The organism is Bacillus sp. MMSF_3353 (assembly GCF_030733445.1).
GTDB classification, from domain to species: Bacteria; Bacillota; Bacilli; order Bacillales; family Bacillaceae_G; genus Bacillus_A; species Bacillus_A wiedmannii.
In genome coordinates, this window is record NZ_JASHJA010000001.1 from 68,553 (window position 1) to 93,388 (window position 24,836).

At 36.7% G+C, this 24,836-nt stretch carries 25 protein-coding genes; 19 read left to right on the forward strand and 6 right to left on the reverse strand.

The window, feature by feature from the left end; all coding sequences use genetic code 11:
- Positions 1-22 precede the first annotated feature (22 nt).
- Complete coding sequence (locus RBB48_RS00415) at positions 23-184, reverse strand: hypothetical protein (RefSeq protein WP_060486545.1); 162 nt, start codon at positions 182-184, stop codon at positions 23-25.
- Positions 185-428: 244 nt separating this feature from the next.
- On the opposite strand from RBB48_RS00415, the gene RBB48_RS00420 reads away from it, so the two are divergent.
- The 4 genes from RBB48_RS00420 to RBB48_RS00435 all read left to right on the forward strand — a co-directional run bounded on the left by RBB48_RS00420 (position 429) and on the right by RBB48_RS00435 (position 3,643).
- The gene (locus RBB48_RS00420; RefSeq protein ID WP_000201566.1) at positions 429-1,742 is read left to right on the forward strand and encodes a CBS domain-containing protein; all 1,314 of its coding nucleotides are present in this window, start codon (positions 429-431) and stop codon (positions 1,740-1,742) included.
- Between the two features lie 147 nt (positions 1,743-1,889).
- The gene (locus RBB48_RS00425; RefSeq protein WP_306007305.1) at positions 1,890-2,213 is read left to right on the forward strand and encodes a hypothetical protein; all 324 of its coding nucleotides are present in this window, start codon (positions 1,890-1,892) and stop codon (positions 2,211-2,213) included.
- 135 nt (positions 2,214-2,348) lie between these two features.
- Positions 2,349-3,290, forward strand: coding sequence for a phosphotransferase enzyme family protein (locus RBB48_RS00430; RefSeq protein ID WP_088609293.1), 942 nt, complete (start codon positions 2,349-2,351; stop codon positions 3,288-3,290).
- An 89-nt stretch (positions 3,291-3,379) separates the two neighbouring features.
- Positions 3,380-3,643 (forward strand): DUF3949 domain-containing protein, encoded by a 264-nt coding sequence (locus tag RBB48_RS00435; protein WP_061677033.1) that lies wholly within the window; start codon positions 3,380-3,382, stop codon positions 3,641-3,643.
- A gap of 17 nt (positions 3,644-3,660) precedes the next feature.
- Here RBB48_RS00435 and RBB48_RS00440 read toward each other — a convergent pair whose 3' ends face one another.
- Positions 3,661-3,957 carry a YtpI family protein gene (locus RBB48_RS00440; RefSeq protein ID WP_001144772.1) on the reverse strand — a complete coding sequence of 99 codons (297 nt, stop codon included), beginning with the start codon at positions 3,955-3,957 and terminating at the stop codon, positions 3,661-3,663.
- A gap of 237 nt (positions 3,958-4,194) precedes the next feature.
- On the opposite strand from RBB48_RS00440, the gene RBB48_RS00445 reads away from it, so the two are divergent.
- A complete protein-coding gene (locus RBB48_RS00445) occupies positions 4,195-5,127 on the forward strand; it encodes a DHH family phosphoesterase (protein WP_087985387.1) in 933 nt (310 codons plus the stop codon).
- 51 nt (positions 5,128-5,178) lie between these two features.
- Here the strand turns inward: RBB48_RS00445 and ytrI are convergent, their stop codons facing one another.
- Both ytrI and ytrH read right to left on the reverse strand, forming a co-directional pair.
- Positions 5,179-5,682 (reverse strand): sporulation membrane protein YtrI, encoded by a 504-nt coding sequence (gene ytrI / locus RBB48_RS00450; RefSeq protein ID WP_046958744.1) that lies wholly within the window; start codon positions 5,680-5,682, stop codon positions 5,179-5,181.
- Positions 5,679-6,092, reverse strand: coding sequence for a sporulation membrane protein YtrH (ytrH, locus tag RBB48_RS00455; RefSeq protein ID WP_073516695.1), 414 nt, complete (start codon positions 6,090-6,092; stop codon positions 5,679-5,681). Before ytrH ends, ytrI begins: the two co-directional genes overlap by 4 nt.
- A 42-nt stretch (positions 6,093-6,134) precedes the next feature.
- Here ytrH and dnaE point away from each other — a divergent pair, with 42 nt between their 5' ends.
- From dnaE to RBB48_RS00495, 8 genes are all read left to right on the forward strand, one after another.
- Entirely contained in the window at positions 6,135-9,461 is a 3,327-nt protein-coding gene (gene dnaE / locus RBB48_RS00460) for a DNA polymerase III subunit alpha (RefSeq protein ID WP_306007306.1), read from the forward strand.
- A gap of 133 nt (positions 9,462-9,594) precedes the next feature.
- The gene (ystJ, locus tag RBB48_RS00465; RefSeq protein ID WP_176546135.1) at positions 9,595-10,803 is read left to right on the forward strand and encodes an NADP-dependent malic enzyme; all 1,209 of its coding nucleotides are present in this window, start codon (positions 9,595-9,597) and stop codon (positions 10,801-10,803) included.
- Between the two features lie 14 nt (positions 10,804-10,817).
- A complete protein-coding gene (locus tag RBB48_RS00470) occupies positions 10,818-11,462 on the forward strand; it encodes a FadR/GntR family transcriptional regulator (protein WP_000204434.1) in 645 nt (214 codons plus the stop codon).
- Between the two features lie 185 nt (positions 11,463-11,647).
- Positions 11,648-12,517, forward strand: a complete 870-nt coding sequence (gene accD / locus RBB48_RS00475) for an acetyl-CoA carboxylase, carboxyltransferase subunit beta (protein ID WP_000942866.1) — start codon at positions 11,648-11,650, stop codon at positions 12,515-12,517.
- Positions 12,505-13,479 carry an acetyl-CoA carboxylase carboxyl transferase subunit alpha gene (accA, locus tag RBB48_RS00480; protein WP_000818786.1) on the forward strand — a complete coding sequence of 325 codons (975 nt, stop codon included), beginning with the start codon at positions 12,505-12,507 and terminating at the stop codon, positions 13,477-13,479. Before accD ends, accA begins: the two co-directional genes overlap by 13 nt.
- Positions 13,480-13,607: 128 nt before the next feature.
- Positions 13,608-14,567, forward strand: a complete 960-nt coding sequence (gene pfkA / locus RBB48_RS00485; protein ID WP_306007307.1) for a 6-phosphofructokinase — start codon at positions 13,608-13,610, stop codon at positions 14,565-14,567.
- Between the two features lie 53 nt (positions 14,568-14,620).
- Positions 14,621-16,378: a pyruvate kinase gene (gene pyk, locus RBB48_RS00490; protein ID WP_001232677.1), complete on the forward strand. Its 1,758-nt coding sequence runs from the start codon at positions 14,621-14,623 to the stop codon at positions 16,376-16,378.
- A 199-nt stretch (positions 16,379-16,577) separates the two neighbouring features.
- A complete protein-coding gene (locus RBB48_RS00495) occupies positions 16,578-16,967 on the forward strand; it encodes an FxsA family protein (RefSeq protein WP_048544357.1) in 390 nt (129 codons plus the stop codon).
- Between the two features lie 631 nt (positions 16,968-17,598).
- Here the strand turns inward: RBB48_RS00495 and ytvI are convergent.
- Positions 17,599-18,717: a sporulation integral membrane protein YtvI gene (ytvI, locus tag RBB48_RS00500; protein WP_088064550.1), complete on the reverse strand. Its 1,119-nt coding sequence runs from the start codon at positions 18,715-18,717 to the stop codon at positions 17,599-17,601.
- 420 nt (positions 18,718-19,137) lie between these two features.
- Between ytvI and RBB48_RS00505 the strand changes: the two genes are divergently transcribed.
- From RBB48_RS00505 to RBB48_RS00525, 5 genes are all read left to right on the forward strand, one after another.
- Positions 19,138-19,599 carry a DUF441 domain-containing protein gene (locus RBB48_RS00505; protein WP_000625511.1) on the forward strand — a complete coding sequence of 154 codons (462 nt, stop codon included), beginning with the start codon at positions 19,138-19,140 and terminating at the stop codon, positions 19,597-19,599.
- A gap of 387 nt (positions 19,600-19,986) precedes the next feature.
- Complete coding sequence (citZ, locus tag RBB48_RS00510; RefSeq protein ID WP_000503659.1) at positions 19,987-21,135, forward strand: citrate synthase; 1,149 nt, start codon at positions 19,987-19,989, stop codon at positions 21,133-21,135.
- Between the two features lie 160 nt (positions 21,136-21,295).
- The gene (gene icd / locus RBB48_RS00515; RefSeq protein ID WP_000206896.1) at positions 21,296-22,588 is read left to right on the forward strand and encodes an NADP-dependent isocitrate dehydrogenase; all 1,293 of its coding nucleotides are present in this window, start codon (positions 21,296-21,298) and stop codon (positions 22,586-22,588) included.
- A gap of 19 nt (positions 22,589-22,607) precedes the next feature.
- Positions 22,608-23,546, forward strand: a complete 939-nt coding sequence (mdh, locus tag RBB48_RS00520) for a malate dehydrogenase (protein ID WP_088609290.1) — start codon at positions 22,608-22,610, stop codon at positions 23,544-23,546.
- A gap of 217 nt (positions 23,547-23,763) precedes the next feature.
- Positions 23,764-24,237: a MaoC family dehydratase gene (locus RBB48_RS00525; RefSeq protein WP_000914190.1), complete on the forward strand. Its 474-nt coding sequence runs from the start codon at positions 23,764-23,766 to the stop codon at positions 24,235-24,237.
- Positions 24,238-24,294: 57 nt separating this feature from the next.
- Here the strand turns inward: RBB48_RS00525 and RBB48_RS00530 are convergent, their stop codons facing one another.
- Positions 24,295-24,426, reverse strand: coding sequence for a hypothetical protein (locus RBB48_RS00530; protein ID WP_002122970.1), 132 nt, complete (start codon positions 24,424-24,426; stop codon positions 24,295-24,297).
- An 89-nt stretch (positions 24,427-24,515) separates the two neighbouring features.
- Between RBB48_RS00530 and RBB48_RS00535 the strand changes: the two genes are divergently transcribed.
- Positions 24,516-24,761 carry a hypothetical protein gene (locus tag RBB48_RS00535; protein ID WP_000871398.1) on the forward strand — a complete coding sequence of 82 codons (246 nt, stop codon included), beginning with the start codon at positions 24,516-24,518 and terminating at the stop codon, positions 24,759-24,761.
- Positions 24,762-24,836 lie beyond the last annotated feature (75 nt).

Below are 24,836 nucleotides of genomic sequence, written 5' to 3' on the forward strand. Positions count from 1 at the left end.
GAAAAGACAAGTGAAGGGTTTTTTACGTGTGTAGGACAGCTTTTAAAGGTTGTACTTGTTTTGATGATTTTTTTCTTTTTGGAAGTGGCTGTTCAGGTGTTTCATTCAATTCCATTGCAACTTTTTTTCCATCTACGAAAGCTAAAAATACAGCACCTACAACTTCTAATAATTTTTTCATCATATATCCGCTCCTTTGTTTCATTTCTTGTCTTCATTGTATATTGAAGCGGCTGGACAAACTATCGAACGAGATGACAATACCATTACATTGTTGTAATAGAAGAAGTAGTGTAATGTAAGGCGTATTTTGTTATAAAAAAAATAGTACAGATATATAAAGAGAGAGTGTAACAGTTTTGAAAATATAGTATACTGAAAATACAACACATGAAGAATTTAGGGAAAAGAAAGTATGGTGAAACCATTTGGCTACCAAGCATAACCAAATTTTAGAACATATTAATGGCCTGCCAGTAGGGCATAAAATTTCTGTAAGGCAAATTGCGAAAGATTTGAGTGTAAGTGAAGGGACAGCTTACCGTGCAATTAAAGATGCAGAAAATAAAGGATATGTTAGTACGATTGAACGTGTCGGAACAATACGAATTGAACAAAAGAAGAAAGAGAATATTGAAAAGCTGACATATGCAGAAGTCGTTAACATTGTCGATGGTCAAGTACTTGGGGGCAGAGAGGGCCTACATAAAACGTTAAATAAATTCGTAATCGGGGCAATGAAATTAGAAGCGATGATGCGCTATACAGAAGCTGGAAACTTACTTATTATCGGTAACCGTACGAACGCGCATCAATTAGCGTTAGAAGCCGGAGCTGCGGTATTAATTACGGGCGGATTTGATACGGAAGATCATGTGAAGAAATTAGCAGACGAATTAAAACTGCCGATTATTTCAAGTAGTTACGATACATTTACAGTTGCGACGTTAATTAACCGTGCAATTTACGATCAGCTTATTAAGAAAGAAATTGTCCTCGTTGAAGATATTTTAACGCCAATTGAAGAGACGTTATATTTAAAGCCGAATGATACAGTGCAGCAATGGCATGCGTACAATGAAGAAACGATGCATGGACGTTATCCAATTGTTGATGAAAATAAAAAGGTGTTAGGTATCGTAACTTCAAAAGATATGATTGGTGTCGTGAAAGAAACACCAATTGATAAAGTGATGACAAAGCATCCAATTACGGTAAACGGTAAAATGTCTGTCGCAGCTGCAGCACGTATGATGGTGTGGGAAGGTATTGAGTTACTTCCAGTTGTTGATGAAGGAAATAAACTGCAAGGAATTATTAGTCGTCAAGATGTACTTCAGGCGCTACAAATGATTCAGCGTCAACCACAAGTCGGCGAAACAATCGATGATATTGTAACGAATCAATTTATGACGCCGAAAGAAGCGAAAAATGAACATTTATATCAATTTTCAGTGACGCCGCAAATGACGAATTCAATCGGAACGTTATCTTACGGTGTATTCACAACAATTGTGACGGAAGCAACGAATCGCGTTATTCGTGCGCAAAAGAAGAGTGATTTAATTGTTGAGAACTTAACAATTTATTTCGTAAAACCAGTTCAAATTGACAATGTTGTATCGGTTCATCCGAAAGTATTAGAAATTGGACGTAAATTTGGTAAGGTTGATGTAGAAGTACATCATGAAGGTAATGTTGTCGGGAAAGCATTACTTATGGTGCAGTTGATCGATAAATAAAAAGATGGAGCAGACCGCTTTGGTTTGTTCCATTTTTTATTTAAAAGGATAGAAACAAAAAATAAATAGCGTATCATTTCATATGTATAATAAAAATACTGAAAAATTCGAAGATGCGGAAATGGCATAGCGATAAGGAGGAAGTGAATGGACGGAATCATTTTCTTTTTAGTGGTCGTATGTTTCATCATTATTCATGTTTTAACGCATAGAAGAATGAATGCTATTAAAAAGAGGTTGTATTTTGTAAGTTTGACTCTTGCTAGTATAGGTGCCTTGATTCCTATATCAGGAGAAAATGAGCCGGATTTTCTTTACTTTGGTGTACCAGCTGAAACGTTTGTTTATTATGGTGTGTGGGAATGTTGGTTTAATCCATTAGGTTTTTTCTTTAACTTTATTTTGTTTTATTGGATTTTGAAGCTATTGTTTAAGTTACGTAAGAGTTCGGATAGAGAAGTGAAAAAATAGAAGGATATGTATGAGTACGGATAGAAAATTGGTTGTTAGTTGATAAGAAAGCTTACGCTACTAATCATTAAGAGATAATAATAGTGTAATTGGATAGGGAAACTACGCTTCACTATATGAACTAGGGGGAGAAGAATGGATTTTCACATTAAAGAGCAGTTATGTAAGCAATATAATTTTAATAGTTTTACGAAAGTTTCATTGTTACATGGGGGAGAAAATCAAACATATATATTAGAATCGGACAAAAATAAATTTGTAGTGAGGCAGTATAGAGAGGGACGTTATACAGCCGAGCAAATAGAAGCTGAAATACATTGGTTAATAGCGATACAAAAACAAATGTTAGTACCAGAAGTAGTTGTCAATAAAAGTGGTGATTTGATCACACCTATTATGAAAGATGAAGGAAATATCCAGTATTTTGTTGTCTTTAGGTTTATAAACGGAAGTGAAATTTTAGAACCAAGGGATAGGGACTATGAAAAACTCGGATCATTAATGCGAAAGTTTCATGAAAAAACAAATGAAGTGCTCAAAAGAGTGCCGCAAACTTGGAGAGGTTATGAAAGGCCTATATATAGTGAGCAAAAGATAATCCACGAGCCTTTACAACGATTACTAAATGCTTCATTTCTATCGCATGCGGATAAGCATAAATGCATAAGAATTGCAGAAAGAATACAAGAACTCGCAAATTCAACTCAACTAGGAGAAAAACAATTTGTTCACGGTGATATGCATTTTGGAAATATTCTTGTAGACAAAGAGGATTGGTATTTACTTGATTTTGATGAATGTGGATTTGGGTATAAAGAGTTTGATATTGGTGTTCCGAGATTGCATTTAATTGCTTCGGGACAGTTAGAAGACGTATGGGAGAATTTTATGATGGGATATGGGGAAAGTATTTCAGAACCAGCCATTCGACTTGGGACTGCTTCGAGAATTTTTTATATGGCGGGAAAGATTCCATTAAGGCTTGATATCGAGCCTATTAGAAAAGATCCCGGTGCTTTTATTCGGCGATATGTTCAGTATGCTGAAGAGGAATTATGTGGTGAGACAATTGTATAACTAAAAAACAGAATATTAATTTAATTAGAATTTATACTATGTTACAATTGAATTGTAAGGAAATGGATTTTAGGAAGGTGGTATGCAATATGTCATCAGAAGTGCTCTTCTTTGGTGGAATCGCACTATTTTACTTTCTTGTGATGATACCGTTTCAATATTTATACTTACAAGGTTTACATGAAAAAAAGAAACGAACAGGATTATCTCAGCGAGAACTATATGAAAAAATGTCTTTTGAGGAAGAACAATTACATTTTCATGTACAAGGCAACCCCTTTAATATACCTTCTGCTTTTGTTGCATATATGATTTTAAAAGTTAGGGGACGTAAAAAAGCATCACAATATTGATGCTTTTTTATGTTGCTTCAGACAGATTCAGCTTCTTCAACTGCTAATGGTAAGAAATGTTTGTATTGGCGAAATCCATTAAATACACTTGCACTACCAAATAGAACAAATAAAACACCAACGATAATTCGAGCGGTTGAAAGTTCTAAAAAGAATTGGTTTATCCCAAAGAATAAGACGAATGAACCAAGTGCCATTGCGGATTTTCCTGAGAGCCAACCTTTCTCCATTGGGCGGTTTGTACGAAAGTATTTTGTTTTGTAAAAGAGGTACAACATAAATGAGACGATAATACAGAAGACTAATACTGGCATAATGCACGCTCCCATCGCTTTGTGAAAAATAATGGTAGAGAAAAAGAAATATCTAAACTTTCTAACTTTTATTATAAAGCAATTGTTCGCATGTATGAAATACTTTCCGTTATAATGGAGGATAAAGTGAAACTTTAATTAGTGTGAGGATGTTTCTACGCTAATGATTTGCCCGCACCAATCGGGCTTTTACTGCACGTTAAAGTGAAGAAGTTGAGTAAAAAGGAGATTATACATATGCATGAGCAAATTTTAAGAGCAATTAAAGAGTTTGATACAATTATTATTCATCGTCATGTGCGTCCAGATCCAGATGCGTTAGGTTCACAGGGAGGTCTTGGTACAATTCTACAAGAATCGTTTCCAGAGAAAAATATTTATACGGTTGGGTACAATGAACCTTCACTAGAATATTTACGAGTAATGGATGATATTGAAGATAGTGTATATGAAAATGCACTTGTTATCGTATGTGATACTGCGAACCAAGAACGTGTTGACGATCAACGCTATGCAAAAGGGAAGATGTTAATTAAAATTGATCATCATCCGAATGAAGATCCGTACGGAGATATTACGTGGGTAGATACGACAGCAAGTTCTACAAGTGAAATGATTTATGAGTTTTACAGTTATGGAAAAGATAAAGGATTACAGATAACGAAAGAAGCAGCTCGTCTTATTTTAGCGGGTATTGTTGGGGATACAGGTCGTTTCTTATTCCCGAATACAACAGCGAAAACACTTCGTTATGTAAGTGAGCTTGTTGATATGGATGTGAAGTTCACAGATTTATATAATGAAATGTATAAGACGAAAGAAAAGATTGCTCGTTTAAACGGCTATATTTTACAAAACTTTACGATGGTAGAAGAAGGAGCAGCTTACATTAAATTAACGAAAGAAGTGTTAGAAAAGTTTGATGTACTTCCTTCTGAGGCATCCGGTGTTGTTGGAGCACTTGGTAATATTGATGGATTAAAGTCGTGGGTTCTATTTTTAGAGGAAGACGATGTGATTCGTGTTCGTCTTCGTTCAAAAGGACCAGTGATAAATAAATTAGCAATGCAATATAATGGCGGAGGGCATCCGATGGCTTCTGGTGCAAAAGCATCTTCTTGGGAAGAAGCGGATCGTCTTTTTGCTGATTTACGTGAGTTGTGTAGATAAGAGATTATATATGAAAACGAAAAGAAGGAGCGGCGCTAAAGCCCTCCTTCTTTATTTTTCTTTCTCTATCGTAATGCTAATTTCAAGCACTGTATCAAAAGATATCGTATCGACTTTGAAACGGTATAGCCGATCGTAATGTTTGTACGTTTTGTTTTCGATTACCTTTTTGAGTAGGTCTTTATTTTTTGCTATACTTTGAATGTTTTTCGTTAAAAGATGTTGGAGGTCATTATGGATAGACGTAGTCATATTTTCGAGTGTAAGGTTGTCTAAATCGTATTTTTCTCGATTTATAAGTTTTATTTTAATCTCTTGAATAGTTAAGAGCCGTTTATTTTCTGTATTCAATTTTTCTTGATCTTCGAGAAGGACGTGGAGCTTTGCTTCTTGTTTTTCTATAATTTCTCGTTGCTCTGCTATTTTACTAGCTTGTTCTTCTTGAAAAACACCGTATATGTACAAAAAAACAAACCAGCTCAACACGCCTCCAACAGCAGCACCAGCTAAAACTAAATACCATTTTTTTGCTGTATTGGCACTTGGTACTCTCATACATGTTCCTGCGTTAGCCATTTAATAATAGTAAGACCTGTTTGCATACCACCCGTTGCGAAAAAAATAAGGAGAATTTGTTTTACAATATCTTTCATATCTCCGCCAAAGAAACTTCTTTCAAAGCTATAAAAAGTATCAAATGTTCCGCCAATTGCTGCAACGAGTGCCCAAATTCTTAAATTTTGGGCGAATTGATTAATGTAAGTTAGAGTTGGTTTTCCGATAAGAAATGCACCAAATCCACCAATTAATGAACCACCAAGTATCACCCCAAAGGCAATAAAATAACTAATAATAAGCAGAGAGAAAAAAGTATGTTCTCTTACATCCATCGTCATTCCCCTTTCTTCTTCATATATATGGACAAAGTATAAGAAGTATGTTTTGATTTCCGCTTTCCTCATCACCTATAATAAAAGTAGTCAGATTGGTAAAGAGAGGGTACAACAGTGAAGTTTGTGCATTTACAATGTCAAACCGTTTTTAGTTTATTAAAAAGTGCTTGTAAAATTGATGAGCTTGTAGTCAGGGCGAAAGAACTTGGTTTCTCGTCACTCGCTATTACGGACGAAAATGTTATGTATGGCGTTATTCCGTTTTATAAAGCATGTAAGAAACATGGTATACAGCCTATTATCGGCTTAACAGCTTCTATTTTTAGTGAAGAAGAGGAAAAATCTTATCCGCTTGTTTTACTTGCTGAAAATGAAATGGGCTATCAAAATTTATTAAAGATTTCTAGTAGCATTATGACGAAGTCAAAAGAAGGTATTCCGAAAAAGTGGCTTGCCCATTATGCGAAAGGATTAATTGCTATTTCACCAGGTAAAGATGGGGAAATTGAAAAATTATTATTAGAAGACAAAGAGAGTCAAGCTGAAGAAGTAGCTCGCATGTATCAAGGTATGTTCGACAATTTTTATATGAGTTTGCAGCATCATGCAATTCAAGATGAACTGCTCCTGCAAGAGAAATTACCTGCATTTATGAGTAGGATAAATGTTCCAGTCGTTGCAACAAACGATGTACGCTACATCAATCAAAGTGACGCACTTGTTCATGAGTGCTTATTATCTGTTGAAAGTGGAACGAAAATGACTGATCCAGATAGACCAAGGTTGAAAACTGATCAATATTATTTAAAATCATCAGATGAAATGGAAGCACTATTTTCTCACGTAGAAGAAGCGATTTATAACACAGTAGAAATTGCAGAACGTTGCAGAGTAGAAATACCGTTTCATATAAATCAATTACCGAAATTTCCTGTTCCAGCTAACGAGACGAATGATATGTATTTACGCCGCGTTTGTGAAGAAGGCTTGCAGAAACGATATGGTACGCCGAAAGAAGTACATATAAAGCGTTTGAATCATGAATTAAACGTTATTTCTAGTATGGGGTTTAGTGATTATTTCCTCATCGTGTGGGATTTTATGAAGTATGCGCATGAAAATCATATTTTAACAGGACCAGGACGTGGATCGGCAGCCGGCTCACTCGTTTCTTACGTATTAGAAATTACAGATATTGATCCGATTGAATACGATCTATTATTTGAAAGATTTTTAAATCCTGAACGTGTGACACTTCCAGATATTGATATCGATTTTCCAGATATAAGACGTGATGAGATGATTCGATATGTGAAAGATAAATATGGTCAGCTGCGTGTTGCACAAATTGTAACGTTCGGGACGCTTGCAGCGAAAGCGGCAATTAGAGATATTGCGCGTGTAATGGGGCTTCCGCCGCGAGACATTGACATATTTTCAAAACTTATCCCATCAAAGCTTGGTATAACGTTAAAAGATGCATATGAGGAATCGCAATCACTCCGTGAGTTTATACAAGGGAATCTGTTACATGAGCGTGTGTTTGAAATTGCAAAACGTGTAGAAGGCTTACCACGTCATACGTCTATTCATGCAGCTGGCGTTATTATGAGCCAAGAGCCGTTAACCGGAAGTGTTGCAATACAAGAAGGGCATAACGATGTGTATGTTACGCAATACCCAGCTGATGCATTAGAAGAACTTGGTTTGTTAAAGATGGATTTTTTAGGATTACGTAATTTAACGTTACTTGAAAATATTATAAAGTTTATCGTGAAAAAGACGGGGACACAAATTGATTTAAGAAATTTACCACTTCAAGATGAAAAGACGTTCCAATTGTTAGGTAGAGGGGATACAACAGGTGTATTCCAGCTTGAATCAGGTGGTATGCGAAATGTACTTCGCGGGTTAAAACCGAATGAATTTGAAGATATTGTCGCTGTTAACTCGTTATATAGACCAGGACCAATGGAACAAATTCCAACCTTTATTGAATCAAAGCACGGAAAAAGAAAAATTGAATATTTACATCCGGATTTAAAGCCAATTTTAGAAAGAACATACGGTGTAATTGTATACCAAGAACAAATTATGCAAATTGCGTCGAAGTTGGCGGGATTCTCGCTCGGAGAAGCAGATTTATTACGCCGAGCAGTGAGTAAAAAAAATCGTGATATTTTAGATCAGGAGCGTAAGCATTTTGTACAAGGCTGTTTACAAAATGGTTATGACGAGACATCCGCAGAGAAAATTTACGATTTAATTGTAAGATTTGCGAATTACGGTTTTAACCGAAGTCACGCTGTAGCCTACAGTATGATTGGATATCAGCTTGCTTACTTAAAAGCGAATTATACGCTGGAATTTATGACAGCATTATTATCAAGTGCAATTGGAAATGAAGATAAGATTGTGCAGTATATACGAGAAACGAAGCGGAAAGGTTTTCACGTTTTGCCGCCGTCTCTTCAGAGAAGTGGTTACAATTTCCAAATAGAAGGTAATGCGATACGTTACAGCTTACTTTCAATTCGAAACATCGGAATGGCTACAGTGACAGCATTACTCGAAGAACGAGAGAAAAAAGTATTTGAAGATTTATTTGAATTTTGTCTTCGCATGCCATCAAAGTTTGTAACAGAGCGAAATTTAGAGGCGTTCGTCTGGTCTGGGTGTTTTGACGATTTTGGTGTTTCGAGAACAAATTTATGGAAAAGCCTTAAAGGAGCGTTAGAGTACGCAAATCTTGCACGTGATTTAGGAGATGCTGTTCCAAAATCAAAATACGTGCAAGGAGAAGAGCTCTCTTTTATTGAACAGTTAAATAAAGAGAAGGAAGCACTAGGTTTTTATTTATCAAGCTATCCGACAGCGCAGTATGTGAAGTTAGCGAAAGAATTAGAAATTCCATCTCTTGCTCAGGCAATGCGACATAAGAAAAAAGTACAAAGGGCTATCGTGTATATAACAAGCGTGAGAGTGATTCGTACGAAAAAGTTGCAAAAGATGGCGTTTATTACATTTTGTGATCAAAACGATGAAATGGAAGCAGTTCTTTTCCCTGAAACATATATACATTTCTCAGATAAGTTACAAGAAGGAGCAATTGTTTTAGTTGACGGCATGATTGAGCTTAGAAATCATAAGTTGCAATGGATTGTAAATGGACTATATCCGTTAGAAGAAATGGATGTGTATGAAGAAAAGAAAGATGCATCTGTTTACGTGAAATTGTCGTCTCAGTATGAGAAAAAGCTTTTAAATCAGGTTACTAAAATATTGTTTGACTATTCAGGTTTTGCGAAAGTACTAATTTATTATGAAAAGGAACATAAAATGGTACAATTGTCTCGAAGTTTATCGATTCATCCAAGTGAAGAATGTTTAGGAGCACTTCGTGAAATTGTCGGGGAAGAAAATGTAGTTGTGAAAATATAATGGACAATTTCCCTACACTTCGATTATTATAGTAGTAGTGTTCGTGGTCAGACCACTTGGAGAAATTGATATCAGCTAGAATAATTTGAGGAGAGTGGATAGTTTGTCAACACTTCGTGAAGAAGCACTTCACATGCATAAAGTGCATCAAGGAAAATTAGAAACTGTATCAAAAGTAAAAGTAGAAAATGCAAAAGATTTAAGTCTTGCATATTCTCCAGGGGTTGCAGAACCTTGTAAGGAAATTTATGACGATAAAAGTAAGGTATATGAATATACGATGAAGGGAAATATGGTAGCAGTTGTGACAGATGGAACGGCTGTACTTGGTCTTGGTAACATTGGACCTGAAGCATCTCTTCCAGTAATGGAAGGTAAAGCTGTATTATTCAAGAGCTTTGCTGGTGTAGATGCATTCCCAATTGCCTTAAATACAAACGATGTAGATAAAATTGTTGAAACTGTAAAATTAATGGAGCCAACTTTTGGCGGCGTTAACTTAGAGGATATCGCAGCACCAAACTGCTTCATTATTGAAGAACGTTTGAAAAAAGAAACAAATATTCCTATCTTCCATGATGATCAACACGGAACAGCTATCGTAACAGTAGCAGGTCTTGTGAACGCGCTAAAATTAGTTGGAAAGAAAATGTCTGACATTAAAGTTGTCGCAAATGGCGCAGGTGCAGCAGGTATTGCAATTATTAAACTTTTATATCGCTATGGTGTACGCGACATTATTATGTGTGACCGTAAAGGCGCAATCTATGATGGTCGTCCTACAGGTATGAATCCGGTGAAGGATGAAGTTGCAAAATATACAAATAAGAATCGTATTGAAGGTTCTTTAGCTGACGTTGTACAAGGTGCGGACGTATTCATTGGTGTATCTGCAGAAGGTGCATTAACAGAAGAGATGGTTCGTACAATGAATGACGATGCAATTATTTTTGCAATGGCGAATCCAGTTCCAGAAATTATGCCAGAATTGGCAAAAGCAGCGGGCGCAGCTGTTGTTGGAACGGGTCGTTCTGACTTCGCGAACCAAGTAAATAATGTACTAGCGTTCCCTGGTATTTTCCGTGGTGCACTTGACGTACATGCGACACAAATTAACGAAGAAATGAAGATGGCAGCTGTACAGGCTATTGCTGAGCTTGTAGCAGAAGATGAGTTGAATGCAGACTATATCATTCCGGCACCGTTTGACGCGCGTGTAGCGCCTCAAGTGGCAGCTTACGTTGCGAGAGCTGCAATGGAGACAGGAGTAGCTCGCCGTCAAGTAGATCCAAATGAGATTGCTGAGAAAACAAAACAATTAGCGCTGATTGGTAAAGAATAAGCGAGGAATTTCCATTGACATCATCAAATACAAAAGTATATCTCGAAATTGTAAAAAAAATCCGTTCCATTATGGAAGAAGATGGATTGGTGGCGGGGGATCGTTTGCCGTCTGAGCGTGAGTTAAGTTCACGTTTAAACGTAGGGCGTTCCTCTGTAAGAGAAGCATTGCGTGCTTTAGAACTGGTAGGATTGATTGAAACGAGACGTGGTGAAGGGACGTTTATTCGAAACTTTTACGATAACGGTCTTGTACAATTGATTGCGCCGTTCTTGCTGCAAGATGAGAAAACAATTCGTGATTTATTACAAACAAAACGATTGCTTGAGAAAGATATGATTCGAATTGTATGTAATTTGCCGAAAGAAACGTTTTCTAAAGTGCTAAGAAAATTAAATCAAGTGCTTGAAGAAAATGAAAACTCGATTCCAATGCTTCATCAAACGTTCTTTAAAACACTCATTGAACAAGTCGATAATTATTTACTCTATCGCATTTGGATGATCGTAAATGATTACGTATCAACTCTTTCTTGTGAAGTTTCAGGAGATTCTATCGATATGTATAGAAAGCTTTATGCTACTTTGGAAGAAAAACAAGAAAATGATGCACTAAAAATTTACGATGAATTAGTAGAGAATATACAGTTTCACTCGTAATGTATAAAATTTGTCGAAATGACCATGACACGTTATGACAAACATTCTATCGCGTAGCGGTTAAAGTTAAACGTAAAGAGTGAGGTTATTAGACAGATTGAGAAGATAAGGCTAACATCAAACTTTGGTGTTAGCCCAATTTTCTTCTTGCGCTAACCTTAGCTCTCAACGAAGGGGGTCAAATTGTGCTAAGAGATTTATTCGTGAAAAAGAAAAAGTACGCTGCAATACCTTCAGAACAAGTACGAAAAGATGTACCAGATGGCGTTATGACAAAATGTCCGAAATGTAAAAAAATCATGTATACGAAAGAGCTTCTAAAAAATTTAAAAGTATGTGTGAATTGTGGATATCATCATCCTATGAATGCATGGGAACGTCTTGATAGTATATTGGACGAAGGGTCATTCCGTGAGTATGACAAAGAAATGGTTTCATTAAATCCACTCGAGTTTCCAGGATACGAAGAGAAACTAGAGAGCGATCGTAAGAAGACTAAATTGAACGAAGCGGTTGTAACTGGTGAAGGAACAATTGATGACATGCTTGTTGTTGTTGCAGTAATGGATTCTCGTTTTCGAATGGGCAGCATGGGCTCTGTTGTAGGAGAGAAAATTGCCCGTGCAGTTGAAAAAGCATACGACTTACAAGTTCCATTTATTATCTTTACTGCGTCGGGTGGTGCCCGTATGCAAGAAGGGATATTAAGTTTAATGCAAATGGCAAAAACAAGCGTAGCTTTGAAAAAGCATAGTAATGCAGGAGGGTTATTTATTTCTGTTATGACTCACCCAACGACGGGCGGGGTTTCAGCGAGTTTCGCTTCACTTGGTGATTACAATCTTGCAGAGCCAGGTGCACTTATCGGATTTGCTGGTAGACGTGTAATTGAACAAACAGTGCGTGAAAAACTACCGGAAGATTTCCAAACGGCAGAATTTTTATTAGAGCACGGTCAATTAGATGCGGTTGTGCATCGTGATGATATGAGAGAATCACTCCGTAAGATTTTAGAAGTTCATCAAGGAGGGGAAATGGCTGTATGGCAGAGCTAGAATTTGAGAAACCAGTTGTTGAGCTAAGAAATAAGATTCGTGAACTGAAAGACTATACGAAAAACAGCCAGATGGACTTCAGTGAGGAGATTCGTATTTTGGAAGACAAGCTAGAAAAATTAGAGGAAGATATATACGGCAATATGAAAGTATGGGACCGTGTTCAAATTGCTCGTCATGCAGAACGACCGACAACGCTCGATTATATTGAGCACTTATTTACTAATTTTTTTGAATGTCATGGAGATCGCCTATTTGGCGACGATGCAGCGATTGTCGGCGGCATTGCGAAATATAAGGGGATGCCTGTAACTGTAATTGGGCACCAACGCGGAAAAGATACGAAAGAAAATATTCGTCGTAATTTTGGGATGCCTCATCCAGAAGGATATCGAAAAGCACTGCGTCTAATGAAACAAGCGGAAAAGTTTAATCGTCCTATTATTTGTTTCATCGATACGAAGGGAGCTTATCCTGGTAAAGCAGCTGAAGAACGTGGACAAAGTGAGGCGATTGCCCGTAATTTATTTGAAATGGCGGGTTTAACTGTACCTGTTATTTGTATTGTTATCGGTGAAGGTGGTAGTGGTGGTGCGTTAGGTCTTGGAGTAGGAGATTACATTCATATGCTGGAAAATTCCACGTATTCTGTTATTACACCAGAGGGTGCGGCGGCAATTCTTTGGAAAGACGCTGGTAAAGCAAAAGAAGCTGCAGAAGCGATGAAAATTACAGCATTAGATTTGAAAGAATTAGGTGTAATTGACGAAATTATTCCAGAGGCAAAAGGTGGAGCGCATCGTAACATTTTAAAACAATCAGAAAATATAGATTTAATGCTTAAGAAAACTTTTGAACAATTAAGCGGAATTTCGAAAGATGAATTAATCGAAAAACGTTATGAAAAATATATGAAAATTGGGCAAGTTTCGTTTTCAAACGCTTCCATTGGGATAAAATAATAAAAGCGTGCGTTCCTCTTCGCGAATGCACGTTTTTATTATGAAAAGACACATCTTCTCCATTGTGTTTTTATATTTTTTCGTGTTATTTTATTATAAGGCAAATAATCTTTATGAGGTGAGTACAAATGAAACGTATTGGTGTATTAACAAGTGGTGGAGATTCACCTGGTATGAATGCTGCCATTCGTGCAGTTGTTCGTAAAGCGATTTTCCATGATATTGAAGTATATGGTATTTACCATGGATACGCGGGTTTAATTTCTGGTCATATTGAAAAATTAGAACTTGGTTCTGTTGGCGATATTATCCACCGTGGTGGTACGAAATTATATACAGCAAGATGTCCTGAGTTTAAAGATCCAGAAGTACGACTAAAAGGTATCGAGCAATTAAAGAAACATGGTATCGAAGGACTTGTTGTTATTGGTGGAGATGGCTCTTACCAAGGTGCTAAAAAATTAACTGAACAAGGATTCCCATGTGTTGGTGTACCAGGTACAATCGACAATGATATTCCTGGAACAGACTTCACAATTGGTTTCGATACAGCTTTAAATACTGTTATTGATGCAATTGATAAAATTCGTGACACAGCTACATCTCATGAACGTACATATGTTATCGAAGTAATGGGACGTCATGCTGGAGATATCGCATTATGGGCTGGTTTAGCTGATGGTGCCGAAACAATCTTAATTCCAGAAGAAGAGTATGACATGGAAGATGTTATTGCTCGTCTGAAGCGTGGTAGTGAACGTGGTAAAAAACACAGTATTATCATTGTGGCTGAAGGTGTTGGAAGTGCAATTGACATCGGTAAGCACATTGAAGAAGCAACAAACTTTGATACTCGTGTAACTGTATTAGGTCACGTACAACGTGGTGGATCACCAAGTGCACAAGACCGTGTATTAGCAAGTCGTCTTGGCGCAAGAGCAGTTGAATTATTAATTGCTGATAGAGGTGGACGCTGTGTAGGTATTCAAGATAATAAACTTGTTGATCATGATATTATCGAAGCGTTAGCTCAAAAGCATACAATCGATAAAGATATGTATCAATTATCTAAAGAATTATCCATCTAATCGGCTTAATGTCGGATATTTGGGAACGGTTTCATAATTTTCGGAGGTGCAATATGCGTAAAACTAAAATTGTATGTACTATAGGTCCTGCTAGTGAAAGTATTGAGAAATTAGAACAATTAATCGAAGCGGGTATGAACGTTGCTCGTTTAAACTTCTCTCATGGTAGCCATGAAGAGCACGGCGCTCGTATTAAAAACATTCGTGAAGCTTCAAAGAAAACTGGTAAAACAGTTGGTATCTTACTTGATACAAAAGGTCCAGAAATCCGTACTCACGACTTCGTAGACGGACAAGCTGAGCTTGTAACAGGTGCAGAAGTAGTTCTTTCTACTGAGCAAGTATTAGGTACTGCAGAGAAGTTCTCTGTATCTTATGCTGGTCTTTATGACGATGTAGACCCAGGTTCTCGTATTCTAATCGATGACGGTCTTATCGAACTAGAAGTAATCGAAAAAGCTGACGGAAACATCCGTACAAAAGTTTTAAACAGCGGAACTGTAAAAAATAAAAAAGGTGTTAACGTACCAAACGTAAGCATTAAGCTTCCTGGTATCACTGAAAAAGACGTAAAAGATATCGTCTTCGGTATCGAGCAAAAAGTTGATTTCATCGCAGCTTCATTCGTACGTAAAGCATCTGACGTATTAGAAATCCGTGAATTATTAGAAGAGCATAACGCTCAATACATCCAAATCGTACCAAAAATCGAAAACCAAGAGGGTATCGATAACATCGATTCAATCTTAGAAGTTTCTGACGGTTTAATGGTAGCTCGTGGTGATATGGGTGTAGAAATTCCACCAGAAGAAGTACCATTAGTACAAAAACGTCTAATCAAAAAATGTAACGTGTTAGGTAAACCGGTTATTACTGCGACACAAATGTTAGATTCTATGCAACGTAACCCACGTCCAACTCGTGCGGAAGCAAGTGACGTAGCTAACGCAATCTTCGATGGTACAGATGCAATCATGCTTTCAGGTGAAACAGCTGCTGGTCAATACCCAGTAGAAGCAGTAACAATGATGGCTAACATTGCAGTGCGTGTTGAAAAATCATTACAATATGAAGATATGTTCAAAAAACGTATTAAAGAGTTCACTCCAACAATTACAGATGCAATTAGCCAATCTGTTGCGCATACAGCACTTGCTCTTGATGTAGCTGCAATCGTAGCTCCAACAGAAAGTGGACATACTGCGAAAATGATCTCTAAATACCGTCCGAAATCTCCAATCGTAGCTGTAACATCTGACGAGCAAGTAGGACGTCGTCTTGCACTTGTTTGGGGTGTACAAGCATTTATGGCTGGAAAACGTGCAGCGTCTACTGACGAAATGTTAGATACTGCAATTCAAACAGGTATGGATGCAGGTCTAATTGGACTTGGAGACACTGTAGTAATCACTGCTGGTGTTCCAGTTGCTGAAACTGGTACAACAAACTTAATGAAAATCCATGTTGTTGGTGAAGAAGTTGCGAAAGGACAAGGAATCGGTCGTAAAGCTGCAAAAGGTAAAGTAGTTGTAGCGAAAACAGCTGCTGAAGCTGTAGCGAACGTAAACAAAGGTGATATCCTTGTTACAACAAGCACTGATAAAGATATGATTCCTGCAATCGAAAAAGCTGCTGCTCTAGTTGTAGAAGAAGGCGGTCTAACAAGCCATGCGGCTGTTGTAGGTGTATCAATCGGTATTCCTGTTATCGTTGGTGTAAACGGCGTAACAGCAACTTTAAAAAATGGCCAAGAAGTAACAGTTGATGCAGCACGCGGAATTGTTTATAATGGACATGCGGAAGTGCTATAAGTAATACGAAGAGAAGGATCGGAGTCCTTCTCTTTTTTTTACACAAAAACGAGGTGGAATCAGCTTGAAACGCCTGGAATTACGTTTAAAATCCGTTTGTTACGAGGTTCAATAGGGAAGGAAAGGTGTTTAGTTTCTGTGTAGCGTATACGGGCGCTCTGGGTTCGTTTAAAGTGATGAGTGAGAGGAGTGTAGAACTATGAAGTGGTTACTATTCTTGTTTATTTTAATACCGGCGATTGAGATTACAGTCTTAATTGGATCGAGTCATGTAATAGGTTTATGGTCTACGTTCGCTATGATTGTATTTACGGGTGTTGTAGGTGTCTATTTAGCGAAAAGACAAGGATTTAAAGTGCTTAGAGAGATTCAATCTAAGTTGAATAGAGGAGAAATGCCAGGAGGAGCGGTACTGGATGGTATTTTTATCTTTGTAGGAGGTATTCTTTTGGTACTTCCTGGATACGTAACGGATATAATAGGTTTGATCTTCGTTATCCCTATGACGAGGGCTTTGTTGAAGCCATTTGTTATGAAGTGGATGGAATGGAAGTTTAGAAAGAGTTCTACTATTATTGTGCAGAAATAGTGCTTAGATTATAGCGATCTAAGCACTATTTTTTTGCCCGCAAAAGGATGAGAGATGGATAAAGTTCTGTTGATTAAAGTGTTGCTGTATCATGCCTTAAAATGTGGTGAATGCGAAGGAGTTAAGTGGAAATCAGACTACTCATACAAGTCCGGTTGGTGAAAGTTAATAATCGGTGGTGGACAAAATCCTTACTGATCATAGTTTTGCCTTATTATATTTGCTATGTATTTTTCGATTGGATATGGAGGTAGTTCTTAATGAGTGTGTTGTAGGGAAATTCATATGAACTCAAGCTGGTTTTTGTATATAAAAAGAATCAATTGGTATGGAAAAGTTAGATACGAACAGGAAAAATGTTAGTTTAAGTCTTATTTTATAACATTTTGCATATTTATTCATTTACATAAAAAGTAATAAATGTAAGTAATAATTATAAAAATAATAGAATAAATATGTAAAAATACCTCAGAATATGCGTTTTCTATGCAAAAAAACAAGAGTATTATCCTTTTTGTGGGAAATTCTCTTGTTGTATGTAATGAGTGTGAAAAACAAGTATAAGGAATAATCAGTGGGAAATTCCCACTGATTACATATAAGTTTTTTGTTGTATATGAATTAGAAACTATTATTTTGAAGGTGAGCCTTTAATATATTTCCACAAATCATGGAATACACGAGCTTTGTGCAATGTATTAAGTAGTACTAAGATGACTGGACCGATGATTAATCCTAAAAAGCCAAAAAGCTTAAAGCCGACAAATAGAGCGATTAGTGTTGCTAATGGATCGAGGCCGATATTAGATGAAAGTACTTTAGGCTCCATAATTTGTCTTTGGACAATCACGACGATGTATAAGATGAGAAGACCGATGGCGAAAGCAGTATCGCCAGTGAAAAATACGTATATAACCCAAGGAACGAAGACGGCACCTGTTCCTAAATAAGGGAGTAAATCTACAACCCCTGTAATAATCGCGATAGTAATGGCGTATGGTACGCGTAATATTAAAAGTCCGATTAGTACAATAACAGTTGTCATAGATACGAGTGTAAGTTGCGCTTTAACAAAACCAAATAAAGCTTTTCTTAAGTCGACAAAAATAGTTTTTCCATAGCCATGAACACGATTGGGCAAAAATTTTCTTACTTTCTGAGCAAGATGATGCCAATCGTAACTAATGAAGAAAGTGGCTAATAAAACGAATACAAGGACAGTTAAAGTGGTTGGTAATGCACTAATGAAATTTGTTAACCCGCTTATAATAGCAGTTAAAAGTTCTTTCATTTGCGTCGTTGCTTCGGTTCCTAAGTTTTGAATGTTTTGTGTAATCGTATAGCGCTGTGGTTCCCCAAGATGATTAAATTTAGAAATTAAATCATCATAGAGAGGCATAATATGATTAAGTGCAAATTGCTCTGCGAATTTAACGATATCCGGGAACTTTACTGTAACAAGTTGTAGTAAGTATGTTGTGGCCGATATTGCTTCCGTTACAAGATATGTAACGAGTCCGACGATAGCTCCGAATACGAGAATTAAGCTAACGAGTACTGCTAGTGCGCGAGGAAATTGTAGTTTTTGATTAAGGAAATTGACGACGGGATTAATCAAATAAGCAAATGCGAAAGCGATAATAAAAGGATAGATAAGTCCTGACATATATAGTAATGCATAGAACCCGGCTACCGTTGCTACAATGACAAATATGAGTCGCAATATCATATATAGTAAGTTTCGGTTCAAAGATGTATACCTCCCATTCCAATTTGGATTATCCTAATTCGCTCAACTTATAACGAGTGTGCTGCACTGATTAAAGTTTCACTTTATGTTATAGTGGAATGATGGATTTTTCCTGCTTTTTCAGTACATGAGTGACTGTAAAAGCTTGGTGTTGATGCTTCTACTATATGGTAAAAACTTCATTTTCTCTTCTTTTTATTTTACCTGTTTCTTATTAGAAAAGAAAGGAGAGACAATCGTTTTCAAAAATGTATATAGGCTTAAATTTTTGATGATGAAAGTCTCAGTTTAGCATTTTAAAATACATAAAAAATGAAGTGGTTATTGTTGAATATACATCGATATAGCATGTATAACGATAGGTTTAAAGGTATTTTTGTTTGGAAATGAGTTCATTATTTTCAGAAAGGAAGTGTAAACATGATTAGTCAGTCAACGTTATTTTTATTCATACTACTTATTATAGGACTTGTTGCTAAAAACCAATCGCTTACTGTAGCTATTGGTGTGTTATTTTTATTGAAATTTACGTTTCTAGGAGATAAAGTCTTTCCTTATCTACAAACGAAAGGGATTAACCTCGGTGTAACGGTTATTACAATAGCAGTACTCGTACCGATTGCAACGGGGGAAATAGGTTTTAAACAACTTGGAGAAGCGGCGAAATCGTATTATGCATGGATTGCTTTAGCTTCAGGGGTAGCGGTTGCTTTGTTAGCGAAAGGCGGCGTACAATTATTGACGACGGATCCTCATATTACAACTGCGCTCGTTTTCGGGACAATTATAGCGGTTGCTTTATTTAATGGAGTTGCTGTAGGTCCATTAATTGGGGCTGGAATTGCCTATGCAGTTATGAGTATTATACAGATGTTTAAATAAGGAATTTTATAGTAATATAAAATTTTTGAATTCTTTCTGTTCACAAAAGTCAGATAATTGTTTATAATAGGATTAGAAACTTTGAAAAGTTACATAACAGCAGAGACTTTACACCAGATAAAATAAAAACAACATAAAACAATTTTATAATGATATTGTTTTATGTTGTTTTTATCATAAAACTCTTCGGGATTAATTTTCCTCACTAACTTGTTGTTTTGAGCGTGAGGATTCGGGGAGACATTCACGCTCATGCTTTCCATGTAAACAATGGACAATAAGAGGGGAACATCGCAACAAATTTGCATGATCGTGCATTTTGCTTGCCTAAAGAGTGAACGGGCGTTCATAATTCAAAAGGGAAGCAAATAGATATAAGGAGCAAGGTTGGGAGAATTTTCAGGAAAAGGAGAGAATGTCATGACTGTTATTCGAGGTTTAGAAGGGGTAGTAGCAACAACATCATCTGTGAGCTCTATTATTGATGATACATTAACTTATGTTGGGTATAATATTGATGATTTAGCTGAGAATGCTACATTTGAAGAAGTAGTGTACTTATTATGGCATCGCAAGCTTCCTAATGAACAAGAACTAGCGAAATTTAAAGAGATTGTATCGGAATACTATAAAGTTCCAGGTGAGATTTTAACATATTTGAAACAAGTAGATTTAAAAATCGCACATCCGATGTCTGTTTTACGAACTGCAATTTCCATGCTATCATTATATGATGAGAGCGCTGAAATTATGGATGAAAACTCCAATTATTTGAAAGCGGTTAAATTGCAGGCTCAAGTGGGAACTTTAGTTGCTGCTTATGCAAGAATTCGTAAAGGTTTAGATGTTGTTGAGCCTAGAAACGATTTATCATTAGCTGCAAACTTCTTGTACATGTTAAATGATCGCGAGCCAAATGAAGTTGAAATTGAAGCTTTTGACAAGGCGCTTGTACTTCACGCAGATCATGAGTTAAACGCTTCTACATTTACTGCACGCGTTTGTGTAGCTACACTTTCAGATGTATATTCTGGTATTACAGCAGCAATCGGTGCGTTAAAAGGTCCTCTTCACGGCGGGGCAAACGAAAATGTAATGAAGATGCTAACTGAAATTGGCGAAGAAGAAAATGTAGAATCATATATTCATAATGCTCTTCAAAATAAAGTGAAAATCATGGGCTTTGGCCACCGTGTATATGAGCAGGGTGATCCGCGTGCAAAACATTTACGCGAAATGTCTAAGAGATTATGCGTGCTTTTAGGAGAAGACAAATGGTATAATATGTCTATCAAAATTGAAGACATTGTAACAAAAGAAAAAGGTCTTCCACCAAATGTTGATTTCTATTCAGCTTCTGTATACCATTGTTTAGGAATTGACCATGACTTATTTACACCTATTTTTGCAATTAGCCGTATGTCAGGCTGGTTAGCTCATATTCTAGAACAATATGAAAACAACCGTTTAATCCGTCCGCGTGCTGATTATAATGGACCAACACATCAAGTGTACGTTCCAATTGCACAACGATAAGCGAAAAACACTATTTTGATAGTGAAAATACGCTTTCAAAAGTCTGATTTTTTCGGAAAGACGTAATGATTAGAATATTTTAATTTAAATAACGGTTTGAACTGAGGGGTTATTCCCTCAGTTTCATACATATGAAATTTCAAACATGGGGGTTATCACATTGACGACAGGTGAAAAAATTACTGTAACTAATGGTGTTATGAATGTACCAAACAATCCGATTATTCCATTTATCGAAGGAGATGGAATTGGTCCTGATATTTGGGCAGCTGCATCTCGTGTACTAGAAGCAGCAGTTGAAAAAGCTTATGATGGTGAGAAGAAAATCGTTTGGAAAGAAGTGCTTGCAGGGGAAAAAGCATTCAACCAAACAGGCGAGTGGTTACCAGAAGAAACTTTAAATTTAATCCGTGAATATTTAATCGCGATTAAAGGTCCACTTACAACTCCAGTTGGCGGTGGTATTCGTTCTCTAAACGTAGCACTTCGTCAAGAATTAGATTTATATGTATGTCTACGTCCAGTTCGTTATTTTGATGGTGTTCCTTCACCTGTAAAACGTCCGGAAGATACTGATATGGTTATTTTCCGTGAGAATACAGAAGACATTTATGCTGGAATTGAATATGCACAAGGATCTCCGGAAGCAGAAAAAGTCCTTGCTTTCTTAAAAGAAGCAATGGGTGTTAATAAAATCCGCTTCCCAGAAACATCTGGTATTGGTATTAAACCAATCTCAGAAGAAGGGACAAAGCGTCTTGTTCGTGCTGCAATTCAATATGCAATTAATGAAAAACGTTCTTCTGTTACATTAGTTCATAAAGGAAACATTATGAAATTTACAGAAGGTGCTTTCAAAAACTGGGGTTACGAAGTAGCGGAACAAGAATTCGGCGATAAAGTATTTACTTGGGCTGAATATGATCGTATCGTTGAGAAAGATGGTAAAGATGCAGCGAATAAAGCGATGGCAGACGCTGAAGTGGCTGGGAAAATCATCGTAAAAGATTCTATTGCAGACATCTTCTTACAACAGATTTTAACTCGTCCACGTGAGTTCGATGTTGTTGCAACAATGAACTTAAACGGAGACTACATCTCTGATGCACTTGCTGCACAAGTAGGTGGAATTGGTATTGCACCTGGTGCAAACATTAACTATGTGACTGGACATGCTATCTTTGAAGCTACACATGGTACAGCTCCAAAATATGCAGGTTTAGACAAAGTAAACCCATCTTCAGTTCTTCTTTCTGGTGTATTATTATTAGAGCACTTAGGATGGAACGAAGCTGCGAAATTAGTAACTGATTCAGTTGAGAAAACAATTGCTTCAAAAGTAGTAACTTATGATTTCGCACGCTTAATGGAAGGTGCAACAGAAGTGAAATGTTCTGAGTTCGCTAATGAACTTATTAAAAACATGGATGTAGCGATAATCAAAAACGCATAATTAAAGCGGGGGGTAAATTATGACAATCAAACGCAAGAAAGTTTCAGTCATCGGTGCAGGATTTACAGGAGCAACAACAGCATTCTTATTAGCACAAAAAGAACTTGCAGATGTTGTATTAGTGGACATTCCACAACTGGAAAATCCAACAAAAGGGAAAGCGTTAGATATGTTAGAAGCGAGCCCAGTACAAGGTTTTGATGCTAACATTATTGGAACATCTGATTACGCAGATACTGCTGATTCTGACGTTGTCGTTATTACAGCAGGTATTGCACGTAAGCCTGGTATGAGCCGTGATGACTTAGTAGCAACAAACTCTAAAATTATGAAAAGTATTACGCGCGACATTGCAAAACATTCACCAAATGCGATTATTGTTGTGTTAACAAATCCAGTTGATGCAATGACATATTCTGTATTTAAAGAAGCAGGATTCCCGAAAGAGCGTGTTATCGGTCAATCGGGCGTATTAGATACAGCTCGTTTCCGTACATTTATTGCACAAGAATTAAATCTTTCTGTGAAAGATATTACAGGATTTGTTCTTGGTGGACACGGTGACGATATGGTACCTCTTGTACGTTATTCTTATGCAGGTGGCATTCCGTTAGAAACGTTAATTCCGAAAGAGCGTTTAGAAGCAATCGTAGAACGTACCCGTAAAGGTGGCGGCGAGATTGTAGGCTTATTAGGAAACGGTAGTGCATATTACGCACCAGCTGCTTCTTTAGTTGAAATGACAGAAGCAATCTTAAAAGATCAACGCCGTGTATTACCAGCTATTGCGTACCTTGAAGGTGAATATGGTTATAGCGACCTTTACTTAGGCGTACCAGTAATTCTAGGTGGTAACGGAATTGAAAAAATTATTGAGTTAGAACTTCTTACAGATGAAAGAGAAGCGTTAGATCGCTCTGTAGAATCTGTACGTAATATAATGAAGGTTCTTGTTTAATAATTAAATATTAAGTAGAAAAAGATTCGGGGCCCCGAATCTTTTTCTACTATTTATTCAAATGTTTTTTTGAAATAATATGAAAACGCTATCATTTGGTGTATCCTATAATGAAACTATAGATTTATACTATACATTGCCCTCATCATAGTAAATTTCGGATAAGGTATCGCTATTAGTAGGATAATAAGGTGAAAAAATCGGAGGGGGTTGTAACATGTTAAAGAAAAAAGTTCAAATTGGTCGTAGAATGGATGAAATTACAGTAGGAGAGAAATTATCTATCACTGAAAAAATTGAGGATAAAGATTTGTTATTGTACTTAGGGTTAACGAATGATGCCAATCCATTATATATTCAGCATGATTACGCATCCCAAACTCCGTATGAAAAGCCGATTGTACCAAGCATTATGCTAACGGGAATGATTACAACGGCAGTTACGAAATATTTACCAGGTCCAGGCAGTCATATTACTAGGAAGGACCTTACGTTCGTGAAGCATGTTCATCATTATGAAACGTTACAAATCCATTTTGAAGTTGTAGCTGTTTCTGAGGAGGAACATACAATTGATATGCTTGTATCTGCTCATGATGAAAAAGGAGAAACGGTTGTAAAGGGTTCTTTAACAGTAACGCCGCCTTTTAAATCAGTTTCTATTATGGAAAAAGCATTAGATAATTTTTAAAACATGAAAATATGAATAGCGCTAGCATACCTTTCTATAAGGGGGCTAGCGTTATTTTTAGTTGAAGAATCCTTGTGTGAATCCTTCGGCGAAATCGGAACAACCTGTTTTAATAGTATCCCAGCTTGGGGCGTTGAAAGTAAGAATACATGTTACTACTAAAGATAGAATAGGTAGAACTAATCGCATAATAGACCTCCGTGTTTTTAATATTTATATATTTAAATTAATAATATAAAGATTAATAATGTAAGTCAATAAAAGGGGTGATTTTTAAGGTGAAGTGGAAAAAAGAAGATGTTATCTTTGAAACGATAAGAGAAGCTGAAGTGTGGGCAGACGGGGTCGCGAATGAAATGTATGGAAGACTATTTGATAGATATGAAACACCGGACTATAAAATAGCGTATGCTCTTTCGTTTTTCCTAGCGCAGGAGAGGGGATTTGTGGTTCATACGGAAAAATACTTTGAAAAAGGTAGGTTTATCTACCGAGTTTGGATAGCGGAGAGGGAGAGAGAATGAAGTTTTAATTGCTTTTATTTTCGAAGCATTAGTAGAAACGAGCCCATGAATAGACAATTATATTGAGAGGGACCT

What these genes read in the sequence shown, in the direction of transcription:
- ystJ (WP_176546135.1), top strand. Translation starts at nt 9,595, where the DNA reads ATGCATAAAGTGCATCAAGGAAAATTAGAAACTGTATCAAAAGTAAAA.
- RBB48_RS00525 (WP_000914190.1), top strand. Translation starts at nt 23,764, where the DNA reads ATGTTAAAGAAAAAAGTTCAAATTGGTCGTAGAATGGATGAAATTACA.
- ytrI (WP_046958744.1), bottom strand. Translation starts at nt 5,682, where the DNA reads ATGAGAGTACCAAGTGCCAATACAGCAAAAAAATGGTATTTAGTTTTA.
- RBB48_RS00415 (WP_060486545.1), bottom strand. Translation starts at nt 184, where the DNA reads ATGATGAAAAAATTATTAGAAGTTGTAGGTGCTGTATTTTTAGCTTTC.
- RBB48_RS00505 (WP_000625511.1), top strand. Translation starts at nt 19,138, where the DNA reads ATGATTAGTCAGTCAACGTTATTTTTATTCATACTACTTATTATAGGA.
- RBB48_RS00435 (WP_061677033.1), top strand. Translation starts at nt 3,380, where the DNA reads ATGTCATCAGAAGTGCTCTTCTTTGGTGGAATCGCACTATTTTACTTT.
- pyk (WP_001232677.1), top strand. Translation starts at nt 14,621, where the DNA reads ATGCGTAAAACTAAAATTGTATGTACTATAGGTCCTGCTAGTGAAAGT.
- pfkA (WP_306007307.1), top strand. Translation starts at nt 13,608, where the DNA reads ATGAAACGTATTGGTGTATTAACAAGTGGTGGAGATTCACCTGGTATG.
- RBB48_RS00430 (WP_088609293.1), top strand. Translation starts at nt 2,349, where the DNA reads ATGGATTTTCACATTAAAGAGCAGTTATGTAAGCAATATAATTTTAAT.
- RBB48_RS00495 (WP_048544357.1), top strand. Translation starts at nt 16,578, where the DNA reads ATGAAGTGGTTACTATTCTTGTTTATTTTAATACCGGCGATTGAGATT.
- mdh (WP_088609290.1), top strand. Translation starts at nt 22,608, where the DNA reads ATGACAATCAAACGCAAGAAAGTTTCAGTCATCGGTGCAGGATTTACA.
- accA (WP_000818786.1), top strand. Translation starts at nt 12,505, where the DNA reads ATGGCAGAGCTAGAATTTGAGAAACCAGTTGTTGAGCTAAGAAATAAG.
- RBB48_RS00425 (WP_306007305.1), top strand. Translation starts at nt 1,890, where the DNA reads ATGGACGGAATCATTTTCTTTTTAGTGGTCGTATGTTTCATCATTATT.
- RBB48_RS00530 (WP_002122970.1), bottom strand. Translation starts at nt 24,426, where the DNA reads ATGCGATTAGTTCTACCTATTCTATCTTTAGTAGTAACATGTATTCTT.
- RBB48_RS00440 (WP_001144772.1), bottom strand. Translation starts at nt 3,957, where the DNA reads ATGCCAGTATTAGTCTTCTGTATTATCGTCTCATTTATGTTGTACCTC.
- RBB48_RS00445 (WP_087985387.1), top strand. Translation starts at nt 4,195, where the DNA reads ATGCATGAGCAAATTTTAAGAGCAATTAAAGAGTTTGATACAATTATT.